We start from the raw sequence: 24,202 nt of genomic DNA, 5'->3' as shown, positions 1-24,202 counted from the left end.
CGGGAAGCCTTCCGGTGAAGTGAACGGAACGGGCGTGCCAGCCCCCCACATCCAGCAGCCGGACGCACCGGTAGCTCCCCCCAACACCACCCCATCGGAAAAGGCGCCCGATTGTGCACGGCTGTCGACGGAAATCTTTCGGAAAATGGCGCATCTGCCCCGCTGCGCGCCCCCCGTGCCTCCGCGTACGCCCCTTGCTGACCTTCGCTGACTGGCGGGGTGTCACCGCACCCGCGCGTCACCGGTCACCGGTCACCGGATCACGTCACCGGGGCACTCCACCACCAGATCGGCCCGGGCCCGGCCCGGAGCGATCAGCCGGGCGTTCGCCTCGTCCGATCCGGTCACCCACTCCTCGGCGCGGGCCTGCGCCTTCCCGTGACGGACGTGGCGGTCGACCAGGCGCCGGACCCGTACCGCATCGTCGGGTGCGAGGAACCAGACCTCGTCGAGGAGGGGCCGTACCACCGCCCACTCCCCCACCCCGTGCAGCAGGTAGTTGCCCTCGGTGATCACCAGGCGCACTGCGGGGTGCACCGGAATGCTCCCGGCGACGGGCTCCTCCAACGACCGGTCGAAGGTCGGAGCGTAGACCGCCCCGGCGGCGGGTGTACGGAGCCGGCGCAGCAGCGCCGCGTATCCGGCCGCGTCGAAGGTGTCCGGCGCGCCCTTGCGGTCGGCCCGGCCCAACCGCACCAGTTCGGCCTGGGCGAGGTGGAACCCGTCCATCGGTACGACGACGGCGAGGTGCGGCCCGAGTGCCTGGGCGAGGCGCGCGGCCAGGGTCGACTTGCCGGCTCCGGGCGGACCGGCGATGCCGAGGAGCCGCCGGACGCCCGACGCCGCGAGCGCACGGGCCCGCTCCTCCAGTTCGATGAATTCCATCCCCTCATCCTGCCCGCGGCATGCGGGTGCGGTCCGCTCAGACCCGGGTGGACGGCCCGGCGGGTCGGGGGGTAGAGGGACCGGAGCCGATGCGGGCGATGAGGAGGGCGATGTCGTCGTCCGCGGATGCCGGGACCAGGTGGGTGATCAGCGAGTCGCACAGGTGGTCCAGCGAGCCCTGGGGTTCGGTGAGCAGGCGGGTGAGGTCGGCCAGGCGTTCGTCGATGTCGCTTCCGCGCGCTTCGACGAGGCCGTCGGTGTACAGGACGAGGAGGCTGCCGGGAGGAAGGGTGAGGTCGGTGGTGGCGAAGGTGGTCCCGCCGACGCCCAGCGGGGTGCCGGGCGGCAGTTGGAGGAGGCGGACCGTGCCGTCGGGGGCCACGGTCGCCGGTGGCGGGTGCCCGGCACGGGTGATGCGGCAGTGGCCGGTTTCCGGGTCGACCACGGCGTACAGGAAGGTGGCGATCATCGGCTCGGCGAGATCGTCCAGGGTCGCTTCGAGCTGGTTCATCAGTTCTTCGGGAGCGAGGTCGAGTCGGGCGAGGGCGCGCACGCTGGCGGAGAGCCGTCCCATGACCGCCGCGGCCGCGATGCCGTGGCCCATGACGTCCCCGATGAGGAGGGCGGCCTTGCCTCCGGGCAGCTGCAGGACGTCGTACCAGTCGCCGCCGATCTCGTTGACGTCGCTGGCAGGCAGGTAACGGTGGGCGACCTCGATGCCGGGCGGCGCGGTGATGTGTTGCGGCAGCATGCTGCGCTGGAGGATGACCGCGGTCTCGTGTTCGCGATGGTAGAGACGGGCGTTGTCGATGCTGATCGCGGCGCGGGCCGCGAGTTCACCGGCGAGGGTGACGTCATCGGGTCCGAAGGGGCCGATGGGGCGGGTGCGGTAGAAGGTGGCGACACCGAGCACGAGGTCCCGGGCGACGAGCGGGGCCATCATGAATGAGTGCACGCCGGCGGGCAGGAGTTGTGCGGCTTTGGTCGTGTGGCGGGCGGCGGAAGCGACGGCCTGCTCGTCCAGCTCGGGGATCAGGAAGGGCTGGCGGCCGGTCAGGGCCTGGGTGTAGGGGGCGCCGGCGGGAAAGACGAGGGTCCTGCCCAAGGGGGCGAGGATGCCGATGACGGCGGAACCCGTCAGCGGGGCTTTGCCCAGGCGGCGCAGGGCGATGCCGCCGGCCAGGCCCGTAGCCGGTTCGTCGCCGTGGGCCAGGGTGTCCAGTACGTCGACGGTGGCGGCGTCGGCGAGCTGCGGTACGGCTAGCTCCGCCAGCTCCTGCGCGGTGCGCTCCAGTTCCAGGCTGGCACCGATGCGGACGCTGGCCTCGCTGAGCAGGGCGAGCCTGCGGCGCCCCGCCTCGGCCTCGATGTGGTCGTGCTGCTGCTCGGTGATGTCGAGCAGGGAGGCGATCACGCCGATCGGGCGGCCGCCGGGATCTTCCACCCGGACGTACGAGCACGACCACACCCGGTCGTGGGTCGGGTCGGCCGGGGTGCGGCCCGCGCGACGGCGGTCCAGCACCGGCTCCCCGGTGGCCAGGACCTGCCGCATCGCGTCCTCCATGTCCTCGGCGTTCACCTCCGGCAGCACCTGCGCGAGGCGCCGTCCCACGTGGGCGGACTCCGAGAGGCCGTTCATTGCCTCCAGGGCGGGATTGACCTGGAGGAACCGCAGCTGCGTGTCGAGGATGGCGATGCCGACGGGCGAGCGGGCGAAGAGCCCGTCCCAGACCGCCGAAGACCCGCGGATGCGGCGCGCCGCATGGGCGTCGGCGGCGAAGACCAGGACCGCCGAGGCGCCGTGACGCCGGCCGGGAACCGGGCAGGCCCAGATCTCCACCTCCAGCGGATGCCCGTCTTGGTGCCATGCCGTCACGGTCCCCATCACCCCGCGCCCGGTGGCGGCGGTCTCCCACAGGGAACGGCCGAGGCTGCGGTCGGCTCCGGGGTGGAGGAGGTCGGCGATGTGTCGGCCCACGATCTGCGGTGGGCTGTACCCGAGGAGGTCTTGGGCCGTGCGGTTCCAGCGGACGATCGTGCCGTCGGCGCTGGTGGCCAGCTGCGCTATGGGCAGGGAGCCGAGCCACCCTCCGGCATCCTGGGCGGCGCTGCTGATCAGGTCCTCGATCGACATCTTCCCGTTCATCCGGCACCCGCCCCTCCCCGGCGGCCCACGGCATGGTCAGCGGATCGGTACACGGCTCGGGCGCCTGCCCGGGCGCCTGCCCGGGCGCCGCGGTCAGCTTCGTGCAGCCGCCCGGCAAGGGAGGCCCTCGGCTTCGCTTCCTCCACACCCCCCATGGTCGCCCCGCCGGCCCCGGACCGCTTCCCGTCGTGGTCAGGGGCTTGCGAGGACCACCACGGCGTTGTGCCCGCCGAACCCGAACGAGTTGCTGACGGCCACGGACGAGGTGTGCATCCTCGCCGTGCCGCTGACGACGTCGATGTCCATGCCGGCGTCGGTTGCGCGCAGCCCGCCCGTGGGCGGGACGGTGTCCTCGGCCAGGGCCAGGGCGGTCAGTGCCGCCTCGATGACTCCCGAGGCCCCGAGCGTGTGCCCGAGCGTGCCCTTGGCCGAGGTGACGGGGGGCTGGTGGGGGAAGACGCGACGGAGGACCGCCGCCTCGATGTGGTCGTTCTGCCGGGTCGAGGTGCCGTGCGCGTTGACGTGGCCGACGTCCGCAGGTCCGACGTCCGCGTCCGCGAGGGCGCCGCGGACGGCCTGCTCGGCGCCGCGGCCCTCGGGATGCGGCGCCACCAGGTGGTGGGCGTCGGTGGAGGAGGCGTAGCCGATCAGGCGGGCGACGGGCCGGGCCGCCCGCGCGGCGGCGTGTTCGGGGCGCTCCAGGACCAGTGCGCCGGCGCCCTCGGCGATGACGAAGCCGTCGCGGGTGGCGTCGAACGGGCGTGACCCCGTGCCCGACAGTGCGCCGAGCTGGGAGAAGCCGGTCACCACCAGCCGGCTGACGGCCGCCTCGGCGCCGCACACGAGGGCGATGTCGCACTGCCGTGTCGCCAGCAGGTCCCGGGCGAGGCCGAGGGCGGTGGTGCCGGAGGCGCAGGCCGTGGACGTGGACAGGGCGGGCCCGGTCACCCGGAAGCGCAGCGCGAGGTTGGCACACGCCATGTTGATCAGATAGCCGGGGAGGAAGTACGGCGAGACGAACTCCGGGCCCCGCCGGGCGAGCCGTTCGAGTGCCTCGTCCTGGGTCCGGACGCCGCCCATGCCGCCGCCGGTCACCACGGCGACCCTGCTGCCGTCCCACTGCTGTGGATCGAGCCCGGCGTGTTCGAGTGCCTGGGCGGCTGCCACCAGGGCGAAACGGTCGACCGGGTCCAGGTGGGCCGCGCCGCGCCGGTGCAGGACCGGGTGGTCCAGGTCCGGTACGCGGCAGCTGAGGCTGACGGGCAGACCGGTCAGCAGCTCGTCCGCGGCGGCGGTGGAGCGGCCCGCGCGGACGGCCGACCACGTGCTGTCCAGGTCGCAGCCGGCCGCCGTGACCAGGCCGAGCCCCGTCACGACGGCCTCGGGGCGTCGGCTCAACGGTCCGTGCGCCGTGCCTCGACGGACGCGGCGAACTCCGCGAGGGTGCTGCCGCGTACCTCCTCCTCTTCGATCTTGACGCCCAGCGTCTCGTGAACGGCGATGGCCATCTCGACGACCATGAGCGAATCGGTCAGCAGATCGCGCATCCGCGCGCCGGCCCGTACCTCTTCTGGGGGGACTTCGAACCTCTCGATGAGCAGTTCACTGATCACGTCGAGGATTGATTCCGGCGCGGAGGTGGTCACAGGGGCTCTCGTTTTCGGTATCGGGACCGTTGCTCCGGGGTGGCGCGCACGGCCGGTGGGAAAGGTGAACGAGAACGCGACGCAGGGAAGTTGAACGTTCTCGTGCTCAAATAAGTACCACGGCAGGGTATTTACTCAAAACCCGCCTTTGAACAGCTTCTTGATGTTTCAAAAAGCGAGATGGAGGATCATTCGTGTCGGAAAGGATGGCCGATGTGATCGAGGTGGCCGGCTCGGAGCTCAGGTACGTGAAGCAGCTGCTCGGCGACGTCGGGGAAAGCGCCTGGGACCGTTTCCTGGACTGGCTCGTCGACGACTACTTCCGACTGGAAGTAGTCGGGGTGGAGAACATTCCGGCGGACGGGCCCGCCGTCGTCGTCGCCAACCACTCCGGAGCCTGGGGGCTCGACGCCTTCGTACTCCAGAAGGTCTTCGCCCGCAGCCTCCAGCGCCCCCTGAACGTACCTGCCGCACCCCTCGTGTTCCGATTTCCGGTCATCGGTTCGTACGCCCGGAAGAAGGGCGCCATTCCACTCGATCCGATGCTCGGAATGGAACACCTGACCGCCGGGGAACTCGTCGGAGTGTTTCCCGAAGGCCTCGCCGGTCTGGAAAAGCCCTTCCGCAAGCGCTACCAACTCCGCCCCTTCAGCCCCGGATTCGCGGTCACCGCCGTCCGGGCCGGCGCCCCCGTCGTGCCGGTGTCCGTCATCGGTGCCGAGGAGGCGTGCCCCCGGTTCGGTGACGTCCCGGCCCTGGCACGCCTCTTCGACCTCCCCTACTTCCCGATCACTCCGGTCTTCCCGTTGCCCGCGAAGTGGCTCGTCACCATCGGCGAGCCGATCCCCGCGCCGCACGGGGGCACGTCCTACGCCGCCCGCTGCGCCGCGGCCCGACTGCTGTGCGCCGAGGCCCACGCCGCGGTGCAGTCCCTGGTGGACCGGGAACGCCGCAGGCGGGACACGCCGTTCTGGTAGCGCACGCGGGGCGGCGGGCGCGCCCGGAGCGCGGGCGCCCCCGCACCGGTCGGGGCCGGCCTCAGCCGTCCTCGACCACCGCCCGCACCTCGGGCCAGACCAGGGTGGTCGACCCCCAGGCCAGCCCGGCGCCGTAGGCGGTGAGCGCCACCCGCCGGCCCGCCGCGAGCGTCCCGGAAGCGGCGGCCTGGGCCAGCAGTACGGGCACCGAGGCCGCCGCCGTGTTCCCGTACGACTCGATGTGCGACAGGACCTGGCCGGGCGCCAGGCCCAACTCGGCGGTGAGGCCGTCCAGGATGCGCTGGTTCGCCTGGTGGGCGACCAGCAGGTCCAGCTCCCCGAGTGACCATCCGGCTCCGCCCAGGGCCCGGGTCACGGAGTCGCACATGCCGACGACTGCCTGTTTGCGTACGGCGGGCCCGTCCATCCGGAAGTACGACGAGATCGCCTCGTCCGGCGCCGCCAGCAACCTCTTCCTCGCCCGCGCGCCCCCGCCGGGGATCTCCAGCAGATCGGCCTGCGCGCCGTCACTACCCAGGTCGAACAGCCCGAACGCGCCGGGGGTACCCGCTCCCCCGGCGCGCAGCACCACCGCTCCCGCGCCGTCGCCGAAGATGGCCGACATCAGCCAGTCCTCCGGATCGAGGAACGCGCTGAACACGTCGGAGGCGACCAGCAGTACGCTCCCGAAGGTTCCCGCGCTGATCATCGAGGTCGCCACGCCCAGGCCGTACAGGAACCCGCTGCACCCCGACGCCAGGTCGAACGCCGCCACCGTGCCCAGCCCGAGCCGCGCCGCCACCTCCGGGGCACCGGCCGGCAGGAGCCGGTCCGGGGAGATGGTGGCCAGGACGACCGCGTCTACCGCGGACGCCCCGGCGGCCGTCAGCGCATGGCGACCGGCCCGGACGGCCAGGTCGACGGTGGACTCCCCGTCGGCGATGCGTCGGCTCGCCACACCGATGCGGGTGCGGATCCATTCGTCGCCGATGGACCGCTGCCCACACAGCTCGGCGTTGGTGAGGACGCGCGGCGGCAGGTAGGCGCCGAGCCCGGACAGTACGGCTCCGCGGCCGGAATCCGGCGCTGGTGGGGTTGCCGAAGTGTGCATGGTCCCGTCCGCCTCAGTCCGCCAGCCGCTTCGCTGCGCGCCGGACGCCGGTGGCCGCCGTCGCACACCGTTCGGCGTGGCCCAGCAGGGCGACCCGGAACTGCTCGCCCGCCCCGTCCTTGTTCCAGCCGCTGTTCCCGGCGCAGGCGGCAAGGCTCTCCGCGTGCCGTTCCAGCCGGTCGGCGCTGGCGTGCGCCAAGGCTCCGTACGCCGCCGGGGCGTACCCGAACGCGGAGACCGGCACCGCCGTCGGCATGCCGACGGTGACCCGCCCGTCGCCCGAAGGGGCGGCGAGGTCCTCCAGCGCCACGAGCAGCGTCCGCGGGTCCAGTGTGTCCGGCAGCCGGTCCGCGGTGAACTGCGGCGAGATAACCACCGGGCGAACCGTCGCCGTGACGAGGCGCACGATCTGCTCGGCGACCAGCGCCGCGAACCGTGTCGCCGCGCATGCGGACGGGGCCCCGCACAGCGCCGGTGCCCCGGACGTCCCCGGGGCCGGGCGGTCCTCGTCGTGCGGTCCGCGCAGCCAGCCGGGCGCACGCAGGATCTCGGTCCCGGCCTCGACCGCCAGGTCCTCCCATACGAACGACGCCCGTACGGGGTACACGGCGGCGGCGACCGGCGGATAGCGGCGTAGGGCCTCGCCCACGGCGTCCTCGGCGGACGCGGCGGCCCCCACGGCGAGCAGGGCCAGCGCCTGGAGCACGGTCCCGGCCGCGGCCTCGGACACGAGCGCGAGCGCGTGGGCGACGGCCGGGACGGCGGCCTCCGGATCACTACCGTGTCCCGTGCCCGCACCACCGGCCTGCGCCACCATCCGGCCGGTCACGGAGCAGGGGTCCGGGTCGGCCAGATGGGGTGCCAGCCGTCGGCCCAGGGCCGCGGCGGCCCCGTCCGCGTACGGCCTGCTGTCCACACCCGCCGTCGCCACTGCGATCACCTCGCTCAGCAGCGTGTCCTCGGTGGCTGCGGCGCCCACCACGACGCGCCGGCTCAGCCGCAGCATGCCGCGGTGCCAGGCGTGCCACTCCAGCGTGCCGTCCCCGCGCCGGGACGCGACCGCATCGTCCACGTCGTCGGCCACCAGGGCGCCCAACTCCGCTGCCGGCACGGCCGCGTCCCGGGGCAACGGCACATGCTGCGACAGTTCGTAGCGTCGTCCACCGGCCGTGAGACCGACTGCGGGTCCCAACGCCCCGGCCTCGTCGGCCCGAGCGAGCATGCCCTCGGCGTCACTGGCGGCCAGCGGCAGGAGGAAGGACCCGAACGGGGTGCGGAGTTGCACCGGCCGCCCGGAGCGGGTGCGCCGCAGATGGGCCAGCAGCATGCGCATCACCCCGTCCCGGGTCATCAGGTCCAACCCCAGGGCACGGGCCGGGGCGTCCGTCCACGGCAGGCGCTGGGCGGCCATGGTCGCGCTGAACACGGCGTTCTCTAGGAGCCAGGCCGTCGCGGGACGTCGCGCCGTGGTGGCCGGGCTGTCGGCAGTGGTCATCGGTCGGTCTCCCTTGTGGTCACTTGTCGCGCAGCATGTACGGCTGGTTGCCGACGACTTCGCCGTCGTAGGCACTGATCAGCTTGTTGACCTGCTCCCGGTAGTGCGTCAGCTCCCCGCGCAGGGTGTCGGAGTACGCCTGCGGGGCGTGCGAGAGCGGGTAGTCGTACGACTCGTCCAGCCAGGCCAGTTCGACCCAGCCGTCGGGGATGTCGTTCGGCGAGGCCGGCCCGCGCCCGTCCAACATCGGGATCACGTCATGCTTGTTGACGAGGCTGATCACCTGTGTGGTCGGGTCCGCGGACCGCTTGCTGTCGATCGGGGAGCCGAGCGTGACCACGTGCGTGACCCGGTAGGAGGAGGCCACCTCCACGTCGGCCGCGAGGTTCATCGCGGTCAGGCCGCCGAGACTGTGCCCGACGATCATGAGCTCCGAGCCGGCCGGCACCCCGGCCCGCTGAAGCAGCTTCTTCGCCGCACGCGTGTACGTCGTGTCGGTCCGCAGCAGCCCGTCGAAGGCACCCACCAGGTCCTGCGGGGTGCTGTTGCTCAGCAGCCCGAAGCTGGTGCCGGGCAGCAGGAGCACGTGCCGTACGGCGCCGTCGGCGCACGCGACGCGGCGCAGCAGCACCAGCCCGTGGTTGCCGAGGGCCCCGATGTCGTTGACGTAGCTGACGATGTCGTTGCGGGAGGTGGCCAGCACCTTCGCCAGGATCGAGTCCGGCTCGGTGCGCTCCGCCCGCCCCGGGCCGGGGTTGAGGTACCGGAGCAGCGAACTCGGCAGCCCGAAGAACGGGTCGGTGGTCGGTACACCACCGGCGAGCGTCACCCACGAGAAGTCGTCGTTGACCGGGTTCTCGTCGAGCAGCCCGAGCAACGCCAGCAGCTCCATGATCACGGGACTCACCGTGGTCAGGGCCCGGGTCACCCCCAGCAGCTCGACCAGCCCGTACGCCGCCCGCAGCGCCTCCCACCGGTTCCCGGCCACGATCGCGTCGGTCAGGCGCCGTGCCGTCGGTGCATCGAGGTTGGGGTGGTCCACCGCCGCAGCCTTGATCCGCAGCGCGAAGGCGTCCACGGCCATGGCCACCTTGGCGGGGCGACGGTACGTCACGCTCCCGGCCATTCGGGCGAGTTCGCCGATCAGGCCGCCGTTCGCCCCGAATCCGAGCCCGGCCGAGTCGGTCAGCGCCCGGGCGCAGGACACGGCCGTACCGAGTGCCCAGACGGGGCGCCGTAGCGCCTCGACCCCGAACCGCCAACTGAACAACGCCCCCGTCAGCTCCGCACCGGACTGCTTGGCCGTGAGGGCCGCGTCTGCGAGCAGGACCGACGCGGCGATCAGGAGCTCGGCGTCGGTCCGCTCCGCGGCCGGCGGGACCGGAGCCGCGCTCTCGGCGGCGGTATCCGGCCCCTTTTGCGCGGGAAGGTCCTGAGCCGTTTCTTCGACCACCTGAGACGCCACTTCCGTACCTCTCATCCCTGTGCAACGGCTTCGCAGCCTTGCCCGCTGTGTGCGGGGGAATGGTGGCACCGAACGTGATCCTTTTGCCGCGGCCGTGCCCGCGTTCCTCCGTGCCACCGCCTGCTCGACGCCCGGCGCGCAGGGCCCTGCCGCTGTGTGGGGGCGCCCGGTTCACCCAACGGGGTGGAAGGGCTCGGGGGGATGAGCACAGGACCTCGGTGTTGACGCGCGGCATCCTGCGTCGTCCGGGGAGGGCGGCACGGCACCGTGCCGGCGCTTACCTCCGGCACGCTTCCACGAGCCGACACAGGCCATCGGCCTGGCATGAACACGGCGTACAGTCGGCTCCCGACGCCGGGACTCGACCACCCCTCGATCCCCCTCGATGCCCACCGATGCCACTGAAAGCAGGAGCAATGACAGGCACCGCACCGACCTCCAGCCTCGCCGGATGGCAGTGCACTTCCTTCTCCGCCGAGGGATTCACGCACGACTGCTACGAGAAGGGCGAAGGCCCCGGCGTCGTGCTCCTGCCGGAGTTGCCCGGGATCACGCCCGAGGTGCTCGGACTGGCCGACCACCTGGTGTCGGAGGGCTTCACCGTCGTGATGCCGTCGCTGTTCGGTACGCCGGGCAAGCCCGTCTCCCTCGCCCGGACGGCAGGCGTGTTCGCCCGCGTGTGCGTCTCGGCGGAGTTCCGGGCCTTCGCCACGAACGCCCGCCGGCCCGTCGCCGACTACCTCAGGGCCCTCGCCCGCGACCTCGCGTCCCGTACCCCCGCAGCGGGCGTCGGTGTCATCGGCCTGTGCTTCACGGGCGGCTTCGCCCTGGCCGCCGCGGTCGACGACTCGGTACTGGCCCCCGTCATGAGCCAACCCTCCACCCCCATCGCCCTGACCGCCGCCCAGCGCGCGGACGCGGGCCTCTCGGAGGAGGAACTCCAGCGCGTCGTCGACCGCACCCGGCACCACGGCCTCTGCGTCATGGGGCTCCGCTTCAGCGAGGACCGGTTGTCCCCGGAGGAGCGCTTCGAAACCCTGCGCTCCCGGCTCGGCGACGCGTTCAAGGTCGTCCGGCTCGACTCCGCCCCGGGCAACCCCGACGGCTTCGGCCGACAGGCCCACGCGGTCCTGACCCTGGAGGTCCGCGAGACCTCGGCGGACCACCCGGCCCTCAGGGCCCGCGCGGACGTCACTGCCTTCCTGCACGACCGCCTGCGGCGCGGCGGAGCGCAATGAGGGCGGGCCCTGTACTCGCCATGACGACGACGAACGAGGACCCCGAGTTCCGCCGCGGTTCCGCCCGGGAAGTACGGTCCGCACAGCGCGTGCAGGGCCTGTTCACCGCACCCGTCATCGACGCCGCCACGGACGGCCCGCACCCGTGGCTGGCCACCGCGTACGTATCGGCCCCTCCCTCGCCGATGCGGTCGTCGCGCACGGGGCGCTGCCGGTCGAGGCGGTGCTGCTGCTGATCGCCGGTACGGCCGAGGCACTACAGGTCATCCACGGCGCGGGCATCGTCCACCGCGACCTGAAGCCCTCCAACGTGCTGCTGGCGGCCGACGGGCCCCGCGTCATCGACTTCGGCATCGCCTACGCCGCCGACGCCCCGGCCATCCGATGCCGCCGGGCTACCCGCCCCTGCCCCAGCCACAACCCACGCCCGGTGCGGGCAAGCGGGGCCTGCCCGTCGCCCTCGTCGCCGCGTTGGTCTTCGGCATCGCGGGCACGGGCACGGCGTACGTGATGCTCAAGGACAAGGGAGGGCAGACGCAGTCCGGAAGCAGCACGCAGGGCGAACGGGCGGGCGGCGGCGAGGCGTCGGGCTCCGCCAAGCCGGGCGGCGCCAAGGCCGACCCCAAGCCCACCGAGTACAAGGGCGTCAATCTCACCGCCGGCTACCACCTGACCCTCGGGGACGAAGACGTACGACCGCAGAAGGGCGAGGACGGCGGCGGGGCAAGTACCCCCGGTCAGTAGGCCAGTGCGGTCATGTAGTCGGGGTGGTGGGCGGCGACGTCGTGCGCGGCTTGGACGAAGGCGGCGACGGCTGCGGATCGCGAGGCCTCCGGCCAGGCGACCATGACCGCGCTGGGGCTGAGGCCGGTGACCGGCCGGTATGCGATGTCCGGGCGCTGGTGCCGCTTGGTGGTGGAGCGTGACAGGAACGCCACCGCCTGGCCCAGCGCGACCACCTCCAGGAGTTGCTCGACGCTGGCCACGAGCGGCCCCTCAGGAGTGTCGGCCGGCGCCAAGCCTGTGTGGCCATCGCCTGCTTCCGCTCCGTCGCATCCTGTGTAGTAGGCGGTGGTGGAGGGAGCGGCCCCTTTCCAGCGTGGGATCGGTTCACCCTTCAGGTCGGTCGCCCGCAGTCGCCGGCGTCCGGCCAGGCGGTGCGCGGCGGGGAGAACGGCCAGTCGCGGCTCGACCACGAGCGTCTGGGAATCCAGCCCTTGACCGTCGAACGGGCTGCGCAGCAGCGCTACATCGGCGCGGCCGTCCCGCAGCATGGCGATCGGCTCTCCGCTGCCGCCGACGACGACTTCAGGCGGCGGCAGATGCGAACCCGTTTCCCGGTAGGCGGCGAGGATCTCCCGCAGCAGCCCGGCATCGCCTCCCGGTTTGACCGCCACGACGAGCTGGGGTGTCGGCTGACCGGCCCGGCGTGCTCGCCGGGCCGCCGCGTGCACCGCGTCGACCGCGATCCGGGCCTGGTCGAGCAGCACCTGACCGGCGGTGGTCAGCCTCACCTGCCGGGTGGTGCGCTCCAACAGGCGTACGCCGAGCCGGGACTCCATCTGAGCGATCGCCTTCGACAGCGGGGGCTGCGCCATCCCCAGGCGTTGCGCGGCCCGGCTGAAGTTCAGTTCCTCGGCGACCGCGATGAAGTACCTCAGCTCCCGCACCTCTAGCTCACTCATATCTGTGGACTATAGATCCAGAGTCTTCCGGTCTTTCCCTGCCGCCCGTGGGCGAGGGGAGGCTGGGTGCCATGACGACTTCACAGAAGACTGCTCTGATCACCGGCGCGAACAAGGGCATCGGCAAGGAAACGGCGCGCAGGCTCGCAGCACTCGGCATCACCGTGCTGATTGGCGCCCGCAACGCCGAGCGTGGCGAGGCGGCGGCCGAGGAGCTTCGCGCCGACGGCGCCGACGTACGGTTCGTACCGCTGGACGTCACCGACGAGATCTCGGTCCAGGCCGCCGCCCAGCACATCGACGCCACGTTCGGCCGCCTCGACATCCTCGTCAACAACGCTGCGATCGCCGCCGGACCGCAAAAACCGAGTGAAACCCCCGCCGGCACCGTCCGGCAGGTCTACGAGACCAACGTGTTCGGCGTCATCGCGGTGACCCACGCCATGCTCCCCCTGCTCCGCCGCTCCGCCGCCGCACGCATCGTCAACATGTCCAGCGAACTCGGCTCCCTCACCCACCTGGCCGACCCGGGCAGCCCGTGGTCCGCCTACTCCTCGATCCTCCTCCCTTACTGCACCTCGAAGAGCGCGCTGAACGCGATCACCGTGCTCTACGCCCATGAACTGCGCGCCGAAGGGATCCTGGTCAACGCGGTGAGTCCCGGCTACTGTGCGACCGACCTCAACCGCCACACCGGGATACGCACGGCGGAGGAGGGCGCGGCCGTGGCGGTTGACCTGGCGACTACGGGCGAGGACGACCCGACGGGCGCCTTCTTGGCAGAGGACGGGCCGATTCCCTGGTGAGACCCGGGCAACGCCGGCGATCCCGGGCCCACCCGAGGGGCAGGGCGCCGACCGATGGCCCTGGCTCTGGCCCTGGCTCTGGCCCTGGCCCTGATGGGCGAGACGTTTCTGTACTGACTGTCGTCACCGCCCGGTGCTCGGCCCCGTCACATCGGACCACCTCAGCGATGGGCCGCGCACCGACAAAGGGCGCATTTTGCCCGAAGGGTGAGGCCCGCGCCGAGCGTGCAGCATGATGTCCCGGTGCAAAATGCGGAGCAGTTCGGCGAGGCCGAGGACGATACGAACAGCCCTGGAGCAACGGGCCGACGCACCCCACAAGACATGTCCGCACAGGTCATAGCCGCCCGGGACGGCGACGAGGGAGCATTCGGAGCGCTGTTCCGGGCAGTACAGCCCGGCCTGCTGCGCTACCTGGGCGTGCTCGTAGGCATCGAGGCCGAGGACGTGGCCTCCGAGACGTGGCTCCAGATCGCCCGGGACCTCAGATCGTTCCAGGGCGATTTCGACGGGTTCCGCGGCTGGGTGGCGACCATCGGCCGGAACCGGGCGCTGGACCTGCTGAGGTCCCGGCGGCGGCGGCCCGTCAGCAGCGTGCCGGTGGAGGACCTGCTCGGTGACCGGCCGGCGGCCGACGACACCGAGGGCACCGTGCTCTCGGGCCTGGGTACCACGGCCGCCCTGGCGCTCATAGCCGAGCTGCCCCGGGACCAGGCCGAGGCCGTGCTGCTGCGGGTGGTCATGGACCTCGACGCGCAGACCGCCGCGCGCGTGCTCGGCAAACGGCCGGGGGCGGTCCGGATGGCCTCCCACCGCGGCCTGCGCAAGCTCGCCAAGCGCCTCGAAGAAGCCCTGCGACCTGCAGGAACACCCACACAATCGGACAGAACGACGTCCCCGGAAAAAGATTCCGCCCCGGGAGTGACACCAACGAAGGCACCAACGCTGAAGGGCATGAGATGAGCACCAACCGATCCCGGCGGATCGACCGCGACACAGCCGAGCAACTGCTCGGTCGATCCGTGGTCGGCGCGGCGGACGGCCACGAAGCCCTCGTGGAACTGCTCTCCGCTGCCGCCGCGCCCCCGGCGGACGGAGAACTGTCCGGCGAACGGGCGGCGCTGGCCGCGTTCCGGGCGGCTCAGCTCGCACCTGCCCCTGTCCCCGTTGCGCAACACCCCCGGAGGCGACCGATGCTCACGTCGGTGCTGGCGAAGGCCCTGAGCGCGAAGGTCGCGGCTGCCGCCGTCGCCACCGCGCTCGGCGGCGTTGCCGTGGCCGCCGGCACCGGCCATCTGCCCGCCGCGCTGGGGGGCGGTCCGAACCCCGGGCGTGCGGAGCCTTCCGACACATCCGCCGCGGCTTCCCGTTCTGTCTCCCCGAACCCGAACCCGAACCCGACCACGCGTGCGGCGGCCCCGCTGACCGCCGAACTGGCGGAGCTCTGTCGCGCCTACGACCGGGCGCGCGACGCGCATCCCGGTGAATTGCCGGCCGAGTCCCGGTTCACGGTCCTGGTCACGGTGGCCGGGGGCCCGGACCGTGTCGCCGGGTACTGCGCCCCGGTACGGGAGGCCTCCGGCGGTCCCGGCGCTACGCCGGCCGCCACGGACCGTCCGACGGCGGCCCCGTCGAGCGGCCGTCCGACCTCCCGGACCGAGCCACCGGACAACCGGCCGACCAGTGCCGGCCCCGGTCCCGGCGCGGTCCACACCCCGAACCCCACCGCCGCCCATCCGACCGGACCTCCGGACAGCCGGCCAGGAACCGCTCCCGGCACCGGCGACGATCAGACCTTCCGTCCCAAGGAATGACCCGCCCGTCCCCGCCGGGACCGGTGGGCGTTCCCGGCACCGCCCACCCGCCCGGCTTCCGAACCTCCTACCCGTAGAGGCCGCCCCCCGATGCACCAACGACCTGGCAACCCAGCCGAGGACACCGCGCCGATTCCGCTCATGGACCCCGTCGCCCCCGGCGTGCCGGACGCCCCGCCGCCGCACGTCCCCGAGGCGAGCCCGGTCTTCGTGGACGTCTCGGGGCGCAGACAGCGCCGGGTGCGTCGGATGGGGCGCTTGCTGGTCGTCCCGGCCGCCGCCTACGTCGTCCTGCTCATCAGCACCCTGCTGGGCGGCCCCACGGTCCATTCGCCGTTCCTGCCCTCCGCCCAGGCGCCGCAGGGCTCCCAGGGCAACGACCCGGCAGCCGGGTCCAGTACGCCGAGCCCCTCCATCGGCAGCGCGGCGAACGGCCGGACGCGCCCCAGCCCGTCCGGCGCACGCAGCAGTGCGCCCGCCACCGGCGCTCCCGGCAAAACGGCGACGTCCGGGACCGGGTCGGGTCCGACCGCCGCACCGGTCGGCGGCCAGTCCACCTCCACCGCCCTCCCTTCCACGGCCACCACGGCGCGCGGCCGCTCCAGTTCCGCACCCGGCCAGGGCGGCAAGCCCACCGCCCATCCTTAAGTCCCGCACGGCAGGAAGCACTCCCCTTGTCCAAGAACCCCCGTCGTCGTCGGACCCGCGGTCGACGCGGCACCGTGCGCAACGTGCCGCTGCGCACGCACTGGCTACTCCTCACCACGCTCGTCCTCACGCTGTCGGCCGCACTGCTGATCCAGGGCTACACCCAGCACCTGTTCGATTCCAGGGCCGACGGCGTGGAGCGTGACCGGGGTTCTACCTCCTCCGTGCCCCCGCAGATAGCCTCCGGCGGCCCGGTGATCCAAGGAGCGGCAGCCCGTACCGCCGCCCCGGCCGCCCGTACGATCGCGCTGACCTTCGACGACGGCCCCGACCCGGTCTGGACTCCGAAGGTCCTCGACGTCCTGCGTCGCAACGACGTCCGTGCCACGTTCTTCACCGTCGGAACCCGTGTCGCCGAGAACCCCGACCTCGCCCGGCGGATCGTCGCGGAAGGCCACCAGATCGGGCTCCACAGCTTCACCCACACCGACCTGGGCAGCGCCTCCCCGTGGCGGCGCTCGCTGGAACTGCGCGAGACGCAACTCGCCGTCGCCGGCGCCACCGGAGTCACCACTCCGCTGCTGCGCCCGCCGTACTCCTCCACCACCAGCGCGCTCACCGATGCCGAGTGGAGCGCCGTCGTCCAGGCCGGCCAGGAGGGCTACCTCACCGTCCTGACGACGCGGGACAGCGAGGACTGGCGCCGCCCGGGCGTCGACCGGATCATCGCCAACGCCACCCCCGAGGGCACCGGCGGGCAGATCCTCCTGATGCACGACGCGGGCGGAGACCGCTCGCAGACCGTCGCCGCGCTGGATCAGCTCCTGCCCAAGCTCAAGGCGTCCGGCTTCACGTTCGCCACCGTCGGCGACGCCGTCGCCCTCCCCGAGGCCGTACGGCCGGCGGGGACGGCCGAGCGCTGGCAGGGCCTCGCCCTGATCACCGCGCTGCGCACCAGTGACGGGTTCCTGGACGTCCTCTCCTGGCTCCTGTGGGTCGCGGGCGCGATCAGCCTGCTGCGCGCGGTGGCCGTGTTCGTCGCCGCTCGCCGCCATGTACGGATGCGCCGCAAGCCCTGGGGCGCGCCGGTCACCGAGCCCGTCAGCATCATCGTCCCCGCCTACAACGAGAGCGCCGGCATCGAGGCGGCCGTCCGCTCGCTGCTGGCCTCCGACCACCCCGTCGAGATCATCGTCGTCGACGACGGCTCCACCGACGGCACCGCCGACATCGTCGAGGCACTCCAACTCCCCGGGGTACGGGTCATCCGACAGCAGAACGCGGGGAAGCCGGCCGCGCTCAACACCGGCATCGCCGCGGCCTCGTGCAACCTCCTCGTCATGGTCGACGGCGACACCGTCTTCGAACCGGATGCCGTCCGCATGATCGTCCAGCCCTTCGCCAACCGCCGCGTCGGCGCCGTCTCCGGCAATGCCAAGGTCGTCAACCGGGGCGGTCTGCTCGGGCGCTGGCAGCACATCGAGTACGTCGTCGGGTTCAACCTCGATCGCCGGCTGTTCGATCTCGCCGAATGCATGCCCACCGTCCCCGGTGCCGTGGGTGCCTTCCGGCGCGAGGCGCTGCTGCGCGTCGGCGGCGTCAGTGACATCACGCTCGCCGAGGACACCGACCTCACCATGGCCCTGTGTCGCGACGGCTGGCGCGTCGTCTACGAGGAGCGCGCCAAGGCCTGGACCGAGGCACCCGCCTCGCTGGGTGCCCTGTGGAAACAGCGCTACCGCTGGTGCTACGGCACCCTCCAAGCCATGTGGAAGCACCGGGGCGCCCTCACCCAGCGCGGCCAGGCGGGCAAGTTGGGCCGTCGCGGCCTGGTCTACCTCCTCATGTTCCAGGTCCTGCTGCCCCTGCTCGCCCCGGTCGTCGACGTGTTCGCGGTCTACGGTCTGGTCTTCCTCGACCCCTGGCGCATCCTCGGCCTGTGGACCGCGTTCCTGCTGCTCCAGGTCGCGATGGGGCTGTACGCGTTCCGCCTCGACGGCGAGCGCCCCGGACCGCTGTGGAGCCTTCCCCTCCAGCAGTTCGTCTACCGCCAGCTGATGTACCTCGTCGTGATCCAGTCCGTCTTCACCGCCGTCGCCGGGTCGCGCCTGCGCTGGCAGCGGATGGAGCGCTACGGGAGCCTCCAGGTTCCCGTCGGTGCGACCGGGTCCGCGCCCCCTGCGTCCGCTGTGTCCCCTGCGTACCCGCCATCCCCCCTGCCGCCCGTATCACCCGGACCGGAGATCGAACGGGGTTGGCACGAGGTCGGGCACCCCGTCGTCGCGCAGGAACAGGCCCCGGCGCCGGAATCGACACCGGGTGGCGGCCATTACGTCGATCCCGGATGGGCCCCCCACCCCTCCTACTACGCCCAGAACCAGCAGCCGCCCACGCCGACGATTTATCAGGATTACCGCTGACGCAGCATCCCCCGGCACCCGTACGCATCCCTGCGGAGCCGGGACAATTCCTGCGGCATTCACCTGCACGGCCCCGGCAGTCCGAGCCGCATTCCCGACGGACCACGAAGCCCCCACGGCCCTCCGAGCCGGGGGGCTTCGGCCTTGAGCAGCGCACATCCGCAGGCAGGACGGCTTCCCGCACACCTAACAGGCGCCGAGGATGGCGGGCAACCGTCCGAGGTGGCGAATTCCCGCCATCCCAGAACCGGCCTCTCGACCGAAAACGTAGGGGTAACACGGCCGTAACGTCGACGGCAATGTCGGAGATGGCACCGAATTCCCCGACACGCGCTCTGCCGTACGTCAGGTAACCACGTTCCGGCAGTCCGGTTCGACCCGGTTCACCCACACCGTGCGATAGGACCTCCGCAATTCTCTGACGTCCCGTCATGGCGGAACTATGCCAATTCCGTTCAGGGCCTGTTCAGGCGATCCACTGGATTGTCATGCTTCCGTCAGTTCCCGTACGGGCAACCGCCGGTCGATCGCCACCGGCAGGTGCGACCCAACCGTACGGAGCAGCACGACAGCGCCCGTTCCGCCCCCTGCAGGCACTCACCCCGGTGCCCCGGAGCGAGGCGCGACCGCGCACACGCGGTTGGATCCAGAAGGAAATCCCAAGTGAAGCGAAAGCTCGCCCTCGGAGCAGTCCTCTCCACCTCGGCCCTGCTCGCCGGCGCCATTCAGGTCAGCGCCGGGCTCGCACAGGCCTCCCCCACACCCGTGCCCGCCCAGCAGCGCGCCACCCTGCTCGCCCAGGCCGGTAGCGATGCGCCCGTCACGGCCCGCGCCCTGGGACTGGGCAACGCGGAGAAGCTGGTCGTCAAGGACGTCGTGACCGACGCGGACGGCAGCCGCCACGTGCGCTACGAGCGCACCTACAACGGCCTCCCCGTGCTCGGCGGCGACCTGATAGTCCACCAGGACGGCAAGGGCGCCATGAAGTCGGTGGACAAGGCGGTCCAGCACTCCATCGCCCCGGCCTCGCTCTCCCCGAAGCTCTCCGCGGGCCAGGCCGCCGCCCAGGCGACCGGCGCCGTGAGCGCCACCGTCGGCATCGCGAAGGACTCCGACGAGCCGGCCCTCACCTCCGTCGACCGCACCGGCACCCCGCGCCTCGTCGTCTGGGCAGCCTCCGGCACCCCGCGCCTGGCGTACGAGACCCTCGTCGAGGGCATGCGCGCCGACGGCACCCCGAGCAGCCAGCGCGTCGTCACCGACGCGGCGACCGGCGAGGTCCTCTCCACCCACGAGGGGATCCAGACCGCCAACGCCGCGGGCACGGGCAAGGGCGTCTTCGTCGGCTCCGTTCCACTGACGACCAACTCCACCGGTACCGGCTACGAGTTGAAGGACGCCACGCGCGGCGGCCAGTACACCGTCACCCTGTCGAACAAGACCGGGGGCAACGGCACCCTCTACACCGACGCCGACAACGCCTGGGGCGACGGCACCGTGTCCAACGGCCAGTCCGCAGCGGTCGACGCCCAGTACGGCGCCGCCGCGACCTGGGACTTCTACAAGAACGTCTTCGGCCGCAGCGGCATCCGCAACGACGGTGTCGGCGCCTACAGCCGGGTCCACTACGGCCGCAACTACGTCAACGCGTTCTGGAGCGACTCCTGCTTCTGCATGACGTACGGCGACGGCGCGAGCAACACCCACCCGCTGACCGAACTGGACGTCTCCGGACACGAGATGAGCCACGGCGTCACCGCGAACACCGCGGGCCTGAACTACTCCGGGGAGTCGGGCGGCCTGAACGAGGCGACCTCCGACATCTTCGGCACCGGCGTGGAGTTCAACGCCAACCTGAGCGCCGACAAGGGCGACTACCTCATCGGCGAGCTGATCAACCTCAACGGCAACGGCACGCCGCTGCGCTACATGGACAAGCCCTCCAAGGACGGCAGCTCCGCCGACTACTGGTCCTCCGGTGTCGGCAGCCTCAACGTCCACTACTCCTCGGGCGTCGCGAACCACTTCTTCTACCTGCTGTCCGAGGGCAGCGGCGCGAAGACGGTCAACGGCGTCGCCTACGACAGCCCGACCTACACCGGCACCGCCGTCACCGGCATCGGCCGCGACAAGGCCCTCCAGGTCTGGTACCGCGCGCTCACCGTGTACATGACCTCCACTACCGACTACAAGGGTGCCCGCACGGCGACCCTGAAGGCGGCGGGCGACCTGTACGGCGCGACCTCCGCCGAGTACCAGGCGGTGGCAGCCGCTTGGTCCGGCGTCAACGTCAACTGACGCCCTAGCGACGTGGTGCCGGCAGCGCCCGGAAGGGTCCTGCCGGCACTTTCGCGCGTATGCGACCCCTCGGGGGAACTCAGGGCCGTGTGGAGTCGGTGGCGCGGACGATGCCCTCGAGCTCCGCGGCGATCCACGCCCGCTCGTCGTCTTCGCCACCGGGCGGCGCCGCGTCCGCTTGCCGACCGGGAGCGTTCTCCACGACCGCCCAGCCCTTGCCGCCGTCGGGGGTGGCGACTTCGACGAGGCGGTGATCGAGGTGACCCGTGATCATCACCGCCATCAGGGACAGGTACTCACCCTGTAGATCGGGGGCGAGTTGGGTGTCTCCGGACACCTCCAGGACAGCCTCCTGGCCGTCGGCCAGCAGGGCGCACGTGGCCTGCACCGCCCGGATGAGCAGCTCGAACCGCTCTCCGTTCAAGCGCGCCCGCAGGACTTCCAGGTAGGGACCCAGGACATCGACCTCCTGGCCCTCACCGGGTTCTGCCGGTTGGTACTGAGTCATGTTCCCGCCCTTCCCCGGACGGCAGCGTCCTTGGGCAGTGTAGGGAGCATCCGACGCCCACACGGCGTTCTTCGGCCAAACGACCTCCCGCTGCGGATGCTGCGCGACCTCGGCAACGATGCACCGTGCCGGATCCGAACCCCCGGGACGCACCGCCCGCCGCGTTCACCTGAGTGGTCGATGCGAACCCCTGAGCGGAGGCCGAACTCCTGGACGGCGCAGGTCATGCCCACCGCATATCCCCCGCGCATATTCCCTCGGCAATTCCGAAGTGCATTCAACATCTCCCCACTTCCTGCATTGACAGTGCACCGCGCCCTGAGGGTTAATGAGTTCATGGGTGGCCTGATGTAGTCGCGTATGGGTGGGATCCGGTCACTCCATGACCGGTTGAATCGCCATTGGCGGCTGCTCCAACGCGGCGATACCGCTCTTGAGAAGTGCTCTACATCGCACGTGCAATCACGATCGTACATTGAGCGGGTATTGGCGAATCCGACTCTTCCGTGGGGGGATCAATGGCCCAGCTCGACTCGTTCTCAGTTCCTGATTTCCATCTTCCGTTCGGGAACTCGAAGCATCCGCAGGCCGCACGGGCCAACGCCGAGTCCACTTCCTGGGCGTTGCGCCACGAGCTCGTCGTCAGCCAAGCCGCGGACCAGTTCGCGGGCATCGGTTGCGGCCACCTCGCGGGCCGGGTGAGCGGCGAGGTGCCGTACGACAGGATCGTCCTGCTCTCCGAGTGGATGGCCTGGTCGTTCGTCCTCGACGACCAGCACGACCACCTCATCAGGACCGGTGACGTGGCAGCGTGGCGGCCCGTCAGGGAGGCCATCACGCAGTACCTGGCAACCGGGCGGACGAACACGGCGTCAGCGCGAAGGAATCCGCTGGTGAACGCGTTCGTCGACCTGTGCGACCGGATCCTGGCCGGGATGTCCGAAGGGACCGCGGCCCGCTACCGGGCCCATGTCCCCCTAATGTTGGGCTCCTTGGACCAGGAGGCGGGAAACCGCGGAGCCGGCGGGCGTCCGACGGTCCAGGACTACGTCCTCATGCGCCGGCACAGCTCCCAGCTGTTGCCCATGATGGACATGGTCGAAGCTGGACTGGGGATCGATCTGCCGCAGCACATCCACGACCTGCCCGCCTTCCAGGCGCTCGTCGAGAGCGCCGTGGACATCATCTCCTGGGGCAACGACGTGTTCTCCTTGCCGAAGGAGCACTCCTGCGGGGACACCAACAACCTCGTCGCCCTCGTTTCTTCGTGGGAGGGGCGCTCGCTTCCGAACGCGGTCCAGGTGGTCGAAGGCCGCATCCAGGCCCGCATAGAGGACTACGTGGCCGGCGAACAGCGGCTGTTCCAGGTCCTGGACGCGCAGGGGGAGACGGACCCGGCACTGCGTGAAGCAGTCTCCCGTTGCGTGCGGAGCTACGAAGACTGGATGATCGGCGCGGATCTGTGGCAGCGTTACGAGTGCACACGGTACAGCGACGAACGGTTCGCAGCCGGGATGGAGTCTGCCTACACCCGCCCGGACCTGGTCTCGGTGGCATAGCGAGGAGTCGGCCCATGGCCCGTGCGGAACCTTCCGGCCCTGTGGTCCATGCACCCGTGGCCCCGGGGCGGTTACCGCTCCTGGGCCACGCACTGCCGCTCTGGCGGCAGCCGATCGCGTTCCTGGAGTCCTTGCGCGAGCACGGGGAGATCGTGCGCCTCGACATCGGGACGTGGCCGGTCCACGTACTGACGAGCCCCGAGCACGTCCACGCCGTACTGGTCCAGCAGGCACCGCAGTTCGGTCGCGGCCGGATCTTCGACAGGCTCCGCCCGATGTTCGGCAACGGCATCGTGACGACGGACGGCGAGTTCCACCGCAAGCAGCGCCGGATGATCCAACCGGCCTTCCACCGGAACCACATCACCGAGTACGCCGAGGTGATGTGCCGGACGGCGGAGGAGATGTCCACGTCCTGGACTGCTGGCCGCGAGATTTCGATGGTCACGGAGGCTCGCCGCTACGCACTGTCCTCGGTGGCCGAGATGATCTTTTCGGGGGACCTGAGTCGGCCCGCCATCGCCGAGGTGCACCGGTCGCTGCCGATCGTGCTGGAGGGCATGCTCCTGCGCGCGGTCATGCCCAAGTCCCTGGACCGGCTGCCCATCCCGCTGAACCGGCGGTTCGACGCGGCGGCCGCCAGACTGCGCCGCATCATCGACCAGGTGATCGCGCAGTACGGCGCCGAGGAGGTGGAGCGGCACGACCTGCTCTCCCTGTTGCTGTCCAGCGTGGACGCCGAGACGGGCTCCACGATGGATCCCGAGCAGGTGCGGGACGAGGTGATCGCCATCATGTTCGCCGGTACGGAAACCTCGGCGACCACGTTGGCCTGGATCTTCCACGAACTCGGCCGTCACCCCGAGGTGGAGGAGCGCCTCCACGCCGAGGTCGATGCGGTGGTGGGCACGCGACCGGTCCGGCCCGCCGACCTCTCCCGACTGCCCTATGCGAACAGGGTGTTCCAGGAGGCGCTGCGCCTGCACTCGCCCCTGCTGTTCACCCGGCAGGCCCTCAAGCCCCTCACGCTGGGCGGTGTCAGCATCCCGGCCGGAGCCGAATTGGCGTACAGCCCGTACGCGCTGCACCGGGACCCCGCGCTGTTCCGCGATCCCACCGTCTTCGATCCGGACCGCTGGGCACAGGGCGCGAGCGGGGGACCGCGGGACCACCGCTACATTCCGTTCGGGGCCGGCCAACACAAGTGCATCGGGGATTCGTTCGCCGTGGCGGAAATCCTGACAGCGGTGGCGAGCGTGGCATCCCAGTGGCAGTTGGTTCCCGCCCCGGGCGTGACGGTACGGGAACTCCCGGCGGGCATGCCCCAGCCCAGCGAGCTCCCGATGATCCCCGTTTCACGCCACTGACGGAATCCGATCGGTCCCGTTCCTTCCAGGGCGCGTTCTGTTCCTGCACTCGGATGCCGCAGCGTCCAAAGTCAGCCGACAATACAGCATTCCCCTCGTACGGGTGACGAGTTACCGCAATAATGTGCTTAAGC

20 protein-coding genes and 1 pseudogene are annotated in these 24,202 nt (G+C 71.3%); 12 read left to right on the top strand and 9 right to left on the bottom strand.

All coding sequences use genetic code 11. From position 1 onward, the window contains the following. Positions 1-252: 252 nt before the first annotated feature. From ABZZ20_RS21585 to ABZZ20_RS21570, 4 genes are all read right to left on the bottom strand, one after another. Entirely contained in the window at positions 253-885 is a 633-nt protein-coding gene (locus tag ABZZ20_RS21585) for a nucleoside/nucleotide kinase family protein (RefSeq protein WP_356871853.1), read from the bottom strand. 37 nt (positions 886-922) lie between these two features. Beyond that, positions 923-3,031: a SpoIIE family protein phosphatase gene (locus tag ABZZ20_RS21580; RefSeq protein WP_356871851.1), complete on the bottom strand. Its 2,109-nt coding sequence runs from the start codon at positions 3,029-3,031 to the stop codon at positions 923-925. Between the two features lie 192 nt (positions 3,032-3,223). Then, positions 3,224-4,429: a beta-ketoacyl-[acyl-carrier-protein] synthase family protein gene (locus ABZZ20_RS21575; RefSeq protein WP_356871850.1), complete on the bottom strand. Its 1,206-nt coding sequence runs from the start codon at positions 4,427-4,429 to the stop codon at positions 3,224-3,226. Then, positions 4,426-4,677, bottom strand: coding sequence for a phosphopantetheine-binding protein (locus ABZZ20_RS21570; protein ID WP_356871848.1), 252 nt, complete (start codon positions 4,675-4,677; stop codon positions 4,426-4,428). Before ABZZ20_RS21570 ends, ABZZ20_RS21575 begins: the two co-directional genes overlap by 4 nt. 194 nt (positions 4,678-4,871) lie before the next feature. Here ABZZ20_RS21570 and ABZZ20_RS21565 point away from each other — a divergent pair, with 194 nt between their 5' ends. Then, positions 4,872-5,654, top strand: coding sequence for a lysophospholipid acyltransferase family protein (locus ABZZ20_RS21565; RefSeq protein WP_356871846.1), 783 nt, complete (start codon positions 4,872-4,874; stop codon positions 5,652-5,654). A 61-nt stretch (positions 5,655-5,715) separates the two neighbouring features. On the opposite strand, the gene ABZZ20_RS21560 is transcribed toward ABZZ20_RS21565, so the two are convergent. The 3 genes from ABZZ20_RS21560 to ABZZ20_RS21550 are packed head-to-tail and all read right to left on the bottom strand — an operon-like array spanning position 5,716 to position 9,725. Further along, positions 5,716-6,765 (bottom strand): beta-ketoacyl-ACP synthase 3, encoded by a 1,050-nt coding sequence (locus tag ABZZ20_RS21560; protein ID WP_356871844.1) that lies wholly within the window; start codon positions 6,763-6,765, stop codon positions 5,716-5,718. A 13-nt stretch (positions 6,766-6,778) separates the two neighbouring features. After that, positions 6,779-8,260, bottom strand: coding sequence for a hypothetical protein (locus tag ABZZ20_RS21555; protein WP_356871842.1), 1,482 nt, complete (start codon positions 8,258-8,260; stop codon positions 6,779-6,781). 19 nt (positions 8,261-8,279) lie between these two features. Further along, positions 8,280-9,725 (bottom strand): hypothetical protein, encoded by a 1,446-nt coding sequence (locus tag ABZZ20_RS21550; protein ID WP_356871840.1) that lies wholly within the window; start codon positions 9,723-9,725, stop codon positions 8,280-8,282. 416 nt (positions 9,726-10,141) lie between these two features. On the opposite strand from ABZZ20_RS21550, the gene ABZZ20_RS21545 reads away from it, so the two are divergent. The 3 genes and pseudogenes from ABZZ20_RS21545 to ABZZ20_RS21535 all read left to right on the top strand — a co-directional run bounded on the left by ABZZ20_RS21545 (position 10,142) and on the right by ABZZ20_RS21535 (position 11,707). Then, positions 10,142-10,963 (top strand): dienelactone hydrolase family protein, encoded by an 822-nt coding sequence (locus ABZZ20_RS21545; RefSeq protein WP_356871838.1) that lies wholly within the window; start codon positions 10,142-10,144, stop codon positions 10,961-10,963. 32 nt (positions 10,964-10,995) lie between these two features. Further along, a pseudogene (locus tag ABZZ20_RS21540) lies at positions 10,996-11,345 on the top strand (protein kinase); the annotation flags it as partial. A 128-nt stretch (positions 11,346-11,473) separates the two neighbouring features. After that, positions 11,474-11,707 carry a hypothetical protein gene (locus ABZZ20_RS21535; protein ID WP_356871836.1) on the top strand — a complete coding sequence of 78 codons (234 nt, stop codon included), beginning with the start codon at positions 11,474-11,476 and terminating at the stop codon, positions 11,705-11,707. Here the strand turns inward: ABZZ20_RS21535 and ABZZ20_RS21530 are convergent. Continuing rightward, positions 11,701-12,648 carry a LysR substrate-binding domain-containing protein gene (locus ABZZ20_RS21530; protein ID WP_356871834.1) on the bottom strand — a complete coding sequence of 316 codons (948 nt, stop codon included), beginning with the start codon at positions 12,646-12,648 and terminating at the stop codon, positions 11,701-11,703. The two genes, ABZZ20_RS21535 and ABZZ20_RS21530, sit on opposite strands and share 7 nt — an antisense overlap. A gap of 71 nt (positions 12,649-12,719) precedes the next feature. On the opposite strand from ABZZ20_RS21530, the gene ABZZ20_RS21525 reads away from it, so the two are divergent. From ABZZ20_RS21525 to ABZZ20_RS21500, 6 genes are all read left to right on the top strand, one after another. Further along, positions 12,720-13,454 carry an SDR family oxidoreductase gene (locus ABZZ20_RS21525; RefSeq protein ID WP_356871832.1) on the top strand — a complete coding sequence of 245 codons (735 nt, stop codon included), beginning with the start codon at positions 12,720-12,722 and terminating at the stop codon, positions 13,452-13,454. Between the two features lie 324 nt (positions 13,455-13,778). Then, positions 13,779-14,417 (top strand): RNA polymerase sigma factor, encoded by a 639-nt coding sequence (locus tag ABZZ20_RS21520; RefSeq protein ID WP_356871830.1) that lies wholly within the window; start codon positions 13,779-13,781, stop codon positions 14,415-14,417. Further along, positions 14,414-15,268 (top strand): hypothetical protein, encoded by an 855-nt coding sequence (locus ABZZ20_RS21515; protein WP_356871828.1) that lies wholly within the window; start codon positions 14,414-14,416, stop codon positions 15,266-15,268. The genes ABZZ20_RS21520 and ABZZ20_RS21515 overlap by 4 nt, the downstream gene beginning before the upstream one ends. 90 nt (positions 15,269-15,358) lie before the next feature. Then, positions 15,359-15,916 (top strand): hypothetical protein, encoded by a 558-nt coding sequence (locus ABZZ20_RS21510; RefSeq protein ID WP_356871826.1) that lies wholly within the window; start codon positions 15,359-15,361, stop codon positions 15,914-15,916. Between the two features lie 26 nt (positions 15,917-15,942). After that, the gene (locus tag ABZZ20_RS21505; RefSeq protein WP_356871824.1) at positions 15,943-18,336 is read left to right on the top strand and encodes a bifunctional polysaccharide deacetylase/glycosyltransferase family 2 protein; all 2,394 of its coding nucleotides are present in this window, start codon (positions 15,943-15,945) and stop codon (positions 18,334-18,336) included. 663 nt (positions 18,337-18,999) lie between these two features. Then, a complete protein-coding gene (locus ABZZ20_RS21500) occupies positions 19,000-20,634 on the top strand; it encodes a M4 family metallopeptidase (RefSeq protein WP_356871822.1) in 1,635 nt (544 codons plus the stop codon). Positions 20,635-20,713: 79 nt separating this feature from the next. On the opposite strand, the gene ABZZ20_RS21495 is transcribed toward ABZZ20_RS21500, so the two are convergent. Beyond that, positions 20,714-21,142 (bottom strand): hypothetical protein, encoded by a 429-nt coding sequence (locus tag ABZZ20_RS21495; protein WP_356871820.1) that lies wholly within the window; start codon positions 21,140-21,142, stop codon positions 20,714-20,716. A gap of 518 nt (positions 21,143-21,660) precedes the next feature. Here ABZZ20_RS21495 and ABZZ20_RS21490 point away from each other — a divergent pair. Continuing rightward, entirely contained in the window at positions 21,661-22,701 is a 1,041-nt protein-coding gene (locus ABZZ20_RS21490; protein WP_356871818.1) for a terpene synthase family protein, read from the top strand. A 14-nt stretch (positions 22,702-22,715) separates the two neighbouring features. Next, positions 22,716-24,068 (top strand): cytochrome P450, encoded by a 1,353-nt coding sequence (locus tag ABZZ20_RS21485; RefSeq protein ID WP_356871816.1) that lies wholly within the window; start codon positions 22,716-22,718, stop codon positions 24,066-24,068. The last annotated feature ends 134 nt before the right edge of the window (positions 24,069-24,202 follow it).

Source organism: Streptomyces sp. NPDC006430 (assembly GCF_040612395.1).
Lineage (GTDB): Bacteria > Actinomycetota > Actinomycetes > Streptomycetales > Streptomycetaceae > Streptomyces.
This window is presented reverse-complemented; position numbering and strand designations above follow the sequence as displayed.